This is a genomic window from Faecalimonas sp. LCP19S3_D12, assembly GCF_052121495.1.
Taxonomy (GTDB): domain Bacteria; phylum Bacillota; class Clostridia; order Lachnospirales; family Lachnospiraceae; genus Faecalimonas.
Genome location: NZ_JBQKED010000001.1, coordinates 13,507 through 23,339 on the forward strand (window position 1 = coordinate 13,507; position 9,833 = coordinate 23,339).

A 9,833-nucleotide genomic window follows, 5' to 3' on the forward strand; every position below is an offset into this window, starting at 1 on the left:
CCCTCCTTTCAAATTACGATTAATTAACGAACTCTTGATTTCTTTTCGTCTTTTCCATGTCCTCTGTATGTTCTTGTTGCAACAAACTCTCCAAGTTTGTGTCCAACCATATCTTCTGTTACATATACAGGTACATGTTTTCTTCCGTCATGAACTGCGATTGTATGTCCAACCATTTGTGGGAAAATAGTAGAACGACGTGACCAAGTTTTGATAACTGATTTGTCACCTGCTTCGTTCATAGCTTTTACTTTTTTCAGTAAGCTTTCATCCGCGAATGGTCCTTTTTTAAGTGAGCGAGCCATAGGTTCTAACCTCCTTGTAAACTGATTTATTTAATACCTTTACCATCTCTTCTTCTAACGATTAACTTGTTAGACTGTTTGTTTTTCTTTCTTGTCTTAAGACCAAGTGCCGGTTTACCCCAAGGTGTACATGGACCCGGACGACCAATTCCTGTCTTACCTTCACCACCACCATGTGGATGGTCATTAGGGTTCATTACAGAACCACGAACTGCAGGTCTGATACCCATGTGACGTTTACGTCCGGCTTTACCAATGTTAATCAGGTTGTGATCTCCGTTACCTACAACACCGATTGATGCTCTACAGATGATCGGCACCATTCTCATTTCGCCTGATGGCAATCTTAATGTTGCATATTTTCCTTCTTTAGCCATTAACTGAGCGCTGTTACCAGCTGAACGAACTAACTGTCCGCCTCTTCCTGGATATAACTCAATATTGTGGATCTGTGTACCTACTGGGATCTCAGAAAGTGGTAAGCAGTTTCCTACTCTCACTTCAGCTTCCGGTCCGTTCATTACTTTCATTCCATCTGTTAAGCCTTGAGGCGCAAGAATATAAGCTTTTTCACCATCTGCGTAGCAGATAAGCGCGATATTCGCTGTTCTGTTTGGATCGTACTCGATTCCGATTACAGTTGCCGGAATACCATCTTTCTTTCTCTTAAAGTCGATAATTCTATATTTTCTTTTAGCTCCGCCTCCGCGGTGTCTTACTGTGATTTTACCTTGATTGTTACGACCAGCTGTTCTGCTTTTAGAAGCTAACAAAGATTTCTCTGGAGTTGTCTTTGTGATTTCTGAAAAATCAGAACCTGTCATATGTCTTCTGGAAGGTGTATATGGGCGATATGTTTTAATTCCCATTACTGTCACTCCTTTCGTTTACGATTATTTATTATCACGGTTTTAATCCGTATGGTTTCAATATATCAGGCTGTTTCTTACAGTCCTTCAAAAATTTCGATATCAGCACTGTCAGCTGTCAACTGAACGATTGCTTTTTTTGTCTTAGCAGTTTTTCCAAATGTCATACCACGTCTTTTTGTTTTCCCATCAAGATTCATAGTATTTACGCTTTTTACTTTTGTTCCTGCGAACATTTTTTCAACTGCTTCTTTAATCTGATTTTTTGTTGCCTGTGTGTGAACTAAGAAAGTGTATTTCTTGTCAGCCATAAGCTCCATAGATTTTTCAGTAATTACTGGTTTAAGGATTACATCATAATATTGAATGTTAGCCATTATGCGTACACCTCCTCGATTGTTGCAACAACAGCTTTCGTTACGATTACTGTGTTGTATTTTAAGATATCGTACACATTAATTGTATTTGTCCAAGCTGTTTTCACATTTGCAATATTTCTTGCAGATAATGCTGCGTTTGTGTTTCCGTCTTCTAACACTACTAATGCTTTAGATACTTCTAAGTTGTTTAACATGTTCTGGAAATTCTTTGTTTTGATTTCACCAAAGTTCATTTCGTCAAGAACGATGAATTTGTTTTCTAATACTCTTGTTGTAAGAGCTGATTTCAGAGCTGCTCTCTTTTCTTTTTTATTTAATTTGAAAGAGTAGTCTCTTGGTGTTGGAGCAAATACAACTCCACCGCCTGTCCATTGCGGAGATCTTGTAGAACCTTGTCTTGCATGACCTGTTCCTTTTTGTCTCCATGGTTTTCTACCACCGCCTGAAACTTCTGAGCGAGTTTTTGCTTTCTGAGTTCCCTGACGTTTATTTGCAAGTTGGTTCACAACTGCCATGTGTAATAAGTGTTCATTTACTTCAACACCGAATACAGCATCATTCAAGTCGATTGTTCCAACTTCTTTACCTTCGATATTATAAACAGATACGTTTGCCATCTGTGTGTTCCTCCTTTCCTATTAAAGACTAGATTGCTTTTACGCTTTCTTTAATTGTTACTAAAGATTTCTTAGGTCCCGGAACTGATCCTTTTACTAAGATTAAGTTGTTTTCAGCATCTACTCTTACGATTTCAAGATTTTGAATTGTAATTCTCTTGCTTCCCATGTGTCCTGGCATCTTTTTACCTTTGAATACTTTACTTGGATCAGATGCAGCACCATTAGAACCTGCATGACGATGGAATTTAGAACCGTGAGTCATAGGACCTCTGTGTTGGTTATGTCTCTTGATCGCACCCTGGAATCCTTTACCTTTTGAGATTGCAGTAGCATCTACTTTGTCTCCTGCTGCAAAGATGTCAGCTTTGATTTCCTGTGCTAATGTAAATTCCTCAGCATTTTCAAATTTGAATTCTCTTACAAATCTCTTGCTTGAAACACCAGCTTTGTCAAAATGTCCTTTTTCTGCTTTTGTTGTACCATGTCTGTGTACAATCTCTTTTTTACCATTTTTGTCTTTGTTCACGATTTTGTCTTTTTTGTCAACAAAACCAACCTGAACAGCACTGTAACCGTCGTTCTCAACTGTTTTGATCTGTGTTACTACACAAGGACCAGCCTGAAGAACAGTTACTGGAGTTAACACTCCGTCTTCGTTGAAGATTTGAGTCATTCCGACTTTTGTAGCTAAGATAGCTTTCTTCATTATTATTACCTCCTGTGATTTACAGCGGAACACTTTCGTGTTCATCCTAAATTATAGGATACTTACTGTCTCTTAATTTGATCGAACTCTTATTTGTTTTTCATTTTGATGTCGATATAAACACCAGCTGGCATCTCTAATCTTGATAATGCATCAACAGTTTTCTGTGTTGGTGTGATGATATCGATCAGTCTTTTGTGAGTTCTTTGCTCGAACTGCTCTCTGGAATCTTTGTATTTGTGTACGGCTCTTAAGATTGTTACTACTTCTTTTTTAGTTGGAAGTGGTACCGGTCCGCTCACCTGTGATCCATTTTTCTTTACAGTTTCGATAATTTTCTTTGCAGATGCATCAACCAATTGGTGATCATATGCTTTCAGTGTAATTCTCATTACTTGACTTGCCATAAAAAAAGTCGCCTCCTTTTCGTACTATTAAACTCAAGTACGACAAGCGGTGACTGTACACTCTCCCGTGTGTGTCGTGAGAACTCACACGTTGTTACCGTTTTTCATCGGTTGTTATTGATTCGTACAGTGACTTGTCGCCAGTTTCCTAACTTGACATTCGCTCCACGGAACACCTACTATTATAAGTAGCAACCTCACGCTTCAACGCTATCATGTCACAGCTTTTTTAGTATACATGATTTCTTTTCATTTTTCAAGACTTTTTTTTATTTTTTTCTGCCAGTTTGTTTACAAGAGAAAATTTCTCATAAATCTGCTGCAAAACCGACTATTATACCACTGTTCCAAGCTTTTGCAGTCAAACCGTTATCCTCATATTTATAAATAGGAAGAAACGCTGAATCTTAGGCTTTTTTCGGCACTTTACTGAACTAAATTTCACCTTTGAATCCATTGACTTTTCCTATTAAACTTGTTACAATTATCAATAGATAAAGACATATTTTTAACAAGGTATATTCAATATCGGGGGCTTTGCATATACTATCTCTTTGATATGTCTCTATTTTTTACCAATTTTGAAAATTTAATATTTAATCTGGAGGGATATTATATGAACGCTACTCTTATTTTACGTATCGTTATTATTGCTTATACTGCAGTTTTTGCTATTTACTGGATTGCCGACTGTATCAAACATAAAGAAGAATTTACAGGCAAGAAAGTTATCTCATTGTTACTTATTGGTATTATCACTAACTTTTTCGATACATTAGGAATTGGTAGTTTCGCTACCACTCAGGCAGGTTTCAAATTTACAAAGTCTTGTGATGACGAAGTAATGCCAGGTACTTTGAACGTCGGAGATGCGATTCCTGTCGTAACAGAATTCGTACTCTTCCTTGGATTGATTGACTTAGACACAGTTACATTAGTAGGTTTACTTGCAGCAGCTGCAATCGGTTCTTACATCGGTGCAGGTATCGTTTCAAAACTTCCTGTAAAACAGATCCGTATCGCTTTAGGTGTTGCATTACTTTTCCTTGCAGTGATGATGGGTTGTAAATTAATGGAAGTTGGACCATTCGGTGCTGCCGGAACAGCTACAGGTCTTACAGGCGTAAAACTTGTTCTTGGTATCGTAATCAACTTCTTCTTAGGTGCATTAATGACAATCGGTGTTGGACTTTACGCTCCATGTATGGCTATGATTGGTGCACTTGGTATGAATATTAAATCTGCATTCCCTATTATGATGGGTTCTTGTGCATTCTTAATGCCATCTTGTGGTATCAAATTCATCAAAGAAGGAAAATACGACAGAAAAGCTTCTGTTATGTTAACAGTTGGTGGTATGATCGGTGTATTCATCGCTTACTTCTTAGTAAAAGAGATGCCAACTACAGTGTTGACATGGATTGTTATCGTAGTAATGATTTACACAGCACTTACATTCTTCAAAGATGCGAAAAAACTTTCATAGTTCTATATACGCAAACAGAAACCGGAGCAAAAGCTCCGGTTTCTTCTTTATTATAATACTATCGCTTCTCTTTTCTCTTTCTTTCCATTAGGACAACTAACATCGATACTGCTACTGCAAGCCAAACAATCATAGAATTGTTATCTCCTGTTTTCACACTCGATTGCTCTTTTGGATTTTCTTTTGGATTTTCTTTCTGATTTCCACTTTCCGGCTTATCCGGTGTTGTGCCACTTTCAGATTTTTCTTCCAATCCCTGAACTGCCGCTCTCAGCATATCTGATGCCTTTCTCACATCAGCACTTGTCGCATTCTCATCAAATGCAACTTTCTTTGCAAACTCCAATGCTGATTCCACCTTGCCTGCTGATTCCTCAGTATATCCTGTAAGATCCATTTGTTCCACATCTTTGATCAACTCTTCTAATTTTTCCTTGCTCGGAATTTGTCTCAGATCAAAAATCGCCTTCTGCAATTGTCCAAATGCTGCATCTACCGCTTCCTGAGTTGCCTTTTCATCCTCATATACCTCTTTTGCAAGTTCATAAGCTTTCACAAAAGCTTCTCTCGTTACAGGTGTATAGGAATCAAGCTCTTTCCTGTATTGTTCTGCCTCATCCAGTTTCTTCTTAAGATCTTCTTTTTTCACAGGCGTGCTCGGAATCAACTCCAACCCTTTTTCTGCTTCCTGCAGCCGTTTTAATGCTTCATCAACTGTTTCTTGTGCTGACTTTTCATCGTCCAATACTGCTTTTGCGTTTGCAATTGCATCTTCCATCACTTTGCGGCTCTGTTCTGTGTACATACTCAGATCCATTTTAGCTGCCTTATCATAGGCTTCCTGTAGTTCTGCCTTGTCAACCGGCACTTCTACCTTTTTCGGTCCGGTAATGCGAATCTCAGTAGCGGAAGCATAATTATTAGAATCCGTCGAAAGCGACTCTACCGCATAGACACGGACATTTGTTGCCTCCACTTCTGAAAAACTTGCCTTTTTCCAACTGTTTCCAGAACTCCATGTTCCACTGCTCACTTCCTGATAACTCTGTCCGTTGTCAGCACTCACTTCAATTCTGTATTTTGTGATAACTCCATTTGTTCCACTTGTTCTTGGCAACAAACGGATTCCATCCACCAGTTGTTTTTCCGGAAGCCGGATATCAATCCACAGGTCTTCTCTCTCTGCCCCAGCCCATGAAGAATGCCACAGCGTTCCTGTATTGTTATCCAGAACATAATTTGCCAAGCCTTCCGTCTCACTTCCTGCCTGCTCACTTCCGGCAGTTGCAGTCATTCCTTCCAGAGAGATATCAAACTCATTGTTCTCTGCAGGATCTTTCGGAATCTGGCTTACAGAATACTTATCAAGAATCTCTGTCCCCAGCTTTTCCAAATCCATACCGTTTGCTTTCGTTGGATATTCGTTATTGCTCCGAGCCCACGCCCATTCCATTTCAAACCAATCTGCTGCTGAGTAATTTTTTGACTCTTCTCCTGCCAATTCTTTTTTCCGTTCGGCAATCCATTTTTCCCAGCGTGGTTTATAATAGTCGCTTGTAAGTCCTGACCACTGACGATTGGAATAATCAATCAAGCCTCCACTGTTTGCCTGCTCGATACTTCCCCACGTTGTGATAAGACCACGTGCATTTAGCTCATACAATTCTTTTGTGAAATCGTCTGCATTTTTCGCAAGTGCTTTCGCCGATTCCAGCCATGTGCCAAGCATAAATTCTTCCTGTGTTCCAGTTACTTCCTCTACCTTTGTAATAATTTCAAGGAAACTGTTTGACATTTTTTCAAATTTTTCAGCGTCCCCCTCGCGGAATGCATCTGCCATCTTCTTCTGATATTCCTGCGCAGTGTTCGATAACACCTGCTCTAATACATTTGCAAGATCATATCGATAACCGGCACTGTCTTTTAATTTGTCATAATCTTTCAGCAACAGTGCTGCCGCTTTTTCCAGCTCAGCCTTATCATAATCAATCACCGCATTTCCCCAAGTGGAAGCTGCTCCAATATCTAATCCCGGACGGGCGTTGACAACCGACTCCGGCGCTCCCTGTCCTTTCATATTCAGCTCTGGATTATACACAGTATCATTCAGGATTTGCATTGCTTCATACGCCGATTGGCTCTCTGCCCCATATCTTCTCGTTGTGTAATCCTTGAACCATTCGTCCAGATTGATCGCTGATAAATTCTCACCATCATCTGACCAGATTGTCTCGAAGAACAGATCATACAGTACCGGATTATTCACAGATGCTTCCGGTGTGATACCGATTCCCGCCATATGGTCCGCCTGTGCCGCTGCCTGCGCAACACCATTTACAAAATTCTCAATATGTCCGTGCAGTCCGAGACGCCCTCCGAAGTTATTCAGCATGCAGTAAACCCAAGGAGTGTTCAAAAATTCTCCACCGCCTTCTGCTCCACCGTAAGAGCCAGGATCTGTCTCGTTCCAGTGCGGAGTTTTCTCTGCATAGAGATCAAGTACAAGCGCATGGTCACGTGCTGCATCTAATCCCTGAAGCAGAGCCGTCGACGGATTTCCCTGCCATGACTGAATAATCCAGATACCATTTTCGTCTGCCTCCATCATGTTTGCCAACACTTTCTCGGCAATGACTGTCGGGCTCATACCACCTGTGTTTCCACCTTCATGGAACGGGTCTGTTGCATAGTAGTCAGATACATCTCCATATACTTCCTTTTGTACCTTATAGAACAACTGCGCATATTTGTCAAATGTCTCACTATCTGTCTTCAGCATACTCGGTCTTTGGAACGAACACCATGTCCCCTGCTTGATTACCTGTGCACTTGGGTCTTTATCTGTAATATCAACAGGAACCATACCGCTATAACCTTGCAGTACCGGCTGCATGCCAAGTTTTCTCATAATAAGCTGATTTTTTCTCGCAAGTTCTGTTCTCTCCGTGAACCAGCTGTCATGTACCGGTCCTCCAAATCCGGAGAGATTTGCCATATATGCCCATGCATAGTATGCAGGCCCTGCGATGAAATCTTTTGCTTCTTCGTGCGAATATCCAAGTTCTCCTAAAAACCTTCTCCACACTTCTTCCTGCGCTGTTGCATCGAGAACAACATTTACACCATTCAATGCAAGCCAGTCCAATTCATTTCTCCATTCTTTCTCACCCCAGAACGCCATGGAATATGAAAGCGTACAGTAGTTATAAGAATAGCGGACCGGGAATTTTGTCTCTTTATGTACCGTTCCCTCAATTGGAACAATGCTCTTTGGCATCTTCACCTGATCCCCAACCTGAGAAATATTTACGTTACAATAATATTTCAAATAATGGTTCAGCCCCGTCGCAAGAGAGACACCATCGTTTCCTTTGATGTGAATCTTTCCATCTTTCTGAGATAACTCAAAGTAATCATATGCATTGTCGCCTTCTGCCACTTCCAAGGTAAACCAGTCAACATACGCTGAGCCGATTCTTCTTTCAATGATCCCTTTCACTTCATCAATCGTATCTTGTTCTGTAATCTGCACATCATATGCGGAACCTGCAAAATCTTCCACCTGAACTTTTGGTGTCTCCTGAATTTTCGTTCCGCTTTCCTTTCCAAGCACACGGATCTCATTGATCAAAGACTTTTCCGAAGTCGACTGATATTCCATATATACACGAACAATTCTTGCTTCTTTTCCATCAGCAGCGTATTTTTCACCGTCTGCCGGACAGCTTTCTTTACTTGTTTTTTCCGCAAGCTTATCAAAATCTCTTCCGTCCATACTCGTATAAATCGAATACTGGGAATATCCTGTGGACGGTGTAAACACTTGAATCTCATCCAGATTATAATTTTTCTCCAAATCAATATCAATGTATGCCGGATATCTGTCCCCCGACCACACATTCGTTGTAGAGCCATCATTCACTCTGGATACTGTAGACTGACCTGTGTTAGTATGAACCGGTTTTTTATATGCGATACTCTCAGTATCTTCTACATTGCTTCCGTTTGCATCTGCAAAGATTTTAAATTCCGCCAGCGCCGGCCACGGATCTCCGCCTGTGCTCGCAATATCAGTCACATTGATGCGAATGCTCTTTAAATTCTTGACACTGTCTAAAGATAATGTCTGAATATGTCCATCCTCCAGACGCGTTGCCTTCACTCCTGCAAATAACGTCTGCCACTCGGTGTCATTTTTACTCTTCCCAAGTACGTCAAATGTAAATTCAAAGCCATTTTCATCCGGATCCACAAGTTCAAAAGCCGCCTCCATAGATTTTACCGGATACTCTCTGTCGAGCTCCATCTCGATCCATGCTCCGTCTTTCAAACCGGAGATACCTCCATTGTTGTAAACGTACAACGTCTCATAATTATCATCAACCAGATTACTTTTTACTCCGGCATCCCCGCCAACAGATGTGATTGCCGCCTGCGGCGCCACATTGGTCAGATCACTTTCCTCGGAAGATGCCTCCGTCCAGATTTCCACCTCTGCAATAGCCGGCCAGAACGCTCCCGGCTGTCCATCGTTTTGCGGATTAGACAATGTAATATACGTGTGTGTAAAATTCAAAGGTGTCTCATATTCAAATTCATAGACATCATCAAAACAGTGATTCACTTTTGTATCATCCACAACAAGATCACTCGTGACGTTATTCAATGCATGTGACAGTTGAATATCCACCGTCCAAGGAGTATGTCCCTGTTCAAACTTTACAACGATTTTTTTAATCTTTTTTGTATTATCTGCAGGCAGCTTCAATGATACCTCACTCGGCCATGTATCACCGTTTTGCACCCACAAGGTCGTATCGTCACCGTCAACCAGATTTTCTTTTTCTTTCCCCGCTTCCGAACTTGGGACTGTAATCTCTGATTCCGGTGCGATATTCACCAATTTTTCCTCTCCTTTTTTCTCTCCAGCAGCGACAAGTGTCGGTACCTGGATCGAAGTCATCACAAGACTCAATACAAATATTCCTGCAAGAATCTTATGAAATCCTTTATATATTTTCTTTTTCATTTCTTTTTTCTTTTTCCTTTTCCCTTTTCCC

8 protein-coding genes are annotated in these 9,833 nt (G+C 40.6%); 1 reads left to right on the forward strand and 7 read right to left on the reverse strand.

Features of this window, described 5'->3' with window-relative positions; translation table 11 throughout:
* Positions 1 to 23 precede the first annotated feature (23 nt).
* From rpsS to rpsJ, 6 genes are all read right to left on the reverse strand, one after another.
* Positions 24 to 305, reverse strand: coding sequence for a 30S ribosomal protein S19 (gene rpsS / locus ACTQXY_RS00135; RefSeq protein WP_004611886.1), 282 nt, complete (start codon positions 303 to 305; stop codon positions 24 to 26).
* 26 nt (positions 306 to 331) lie between these two features.
* Positions 332 to 1,174 (reverse strand): 50S ribosomal protein L2, encoded by an 843-nt coding sequence (rplB, locus tag ACTQXY_RS00140; RefSeq protein WP_441657773.1) that lies wholly within the window; start codon positions 1,172 to 1,174, stop codon positions 332 to 334.
* Between the two features lie 77 nt (positions 1,175 to 1,251).
* Entirely contained in the window at positions 1,252 to 1,551 is a 300-nt protein-coding gene (gene rplW / locus ACTQXY_RS00145) for a 50S ribosomal protein L23 (RefSeq protein ID WP_441657774.1), read from the reverse strand.
* Positions 1,551 to 2,171 (reverse strand): 50S ribosomal protein L4, encoded by a 621-nt coding sequence (gene rplD / locus ACTQXY_RS00150; RefSeq protein ID WP_004611883.1) that lies wholly within the window; start codon positions 2,169 to 2,171, stop codon positions 1,551 to 1,553. The genes rplW and rplD overlap by 1 nt, the downstream gene beginning before the upstream one ends.
* Before the next feature lie 28 nt (positions 2,172 to 2,199).
* Entirely contained in the window at positions 2,200 to 2,880 is a 681-nt protein-coding gene (gene rplC, locus ACTQXY_RS00155) for a 50S ribosomal protein L3 (protein ID WP_044986800.1), read from the reverse strand.
* 89 nt (positions 2,881 to 2,969) lie between these two features.
* Positions 2,970 to 3,287, reverse strand: a complete 318-nt coding sequence (rpsJ, locus tag ACTQXY_RS00160) for a 30S ribosomal protein S10 (RefSeq protein ID WP_004607300.1) — start codon at positions 3,285 to 3,287, stop codon at positions 2,970 to 2,972.
* A 616-nt stretch (positions 3,288 to 3,903) separates the two neighbouring features.
* Between rpsJ and ACTQXY_RS00165 the strand changes: the two genes are divergently transcribed.
* A complete protein-coding gene (locus ACTQXY_RS00165) occupies positions 3,904 to 4,773 on the forward strand; it encodes a sulfite exporter TauE/SafE family protein (protein WP_044986798.1) in 870 nt (289 codons plus the stop codon).
* A 58-nt stretch (positions 4,774 to 4,831) separates the two neighbouring features.
* Here the strand turns inward: ACTQXY_RS00165 and ACTQXY_RS00170 are convergent, their stop codons facing one another.
* Positions 4,832 to 9,802, reverse strand: a complete 4,971-nt coding sequence (locus ACTQXY_RS00170) for an alpha-N-acetylglucosaminidase TIM-barrel domain-containing protein (protein WP_441657775.1) — start codon at positions 9,800 to 9,802, stop codon at positions 4,832 to 4,834.
* Between the last annotated feature and the right edge of the window lie 31 nt (positions 9,803 to 9,833).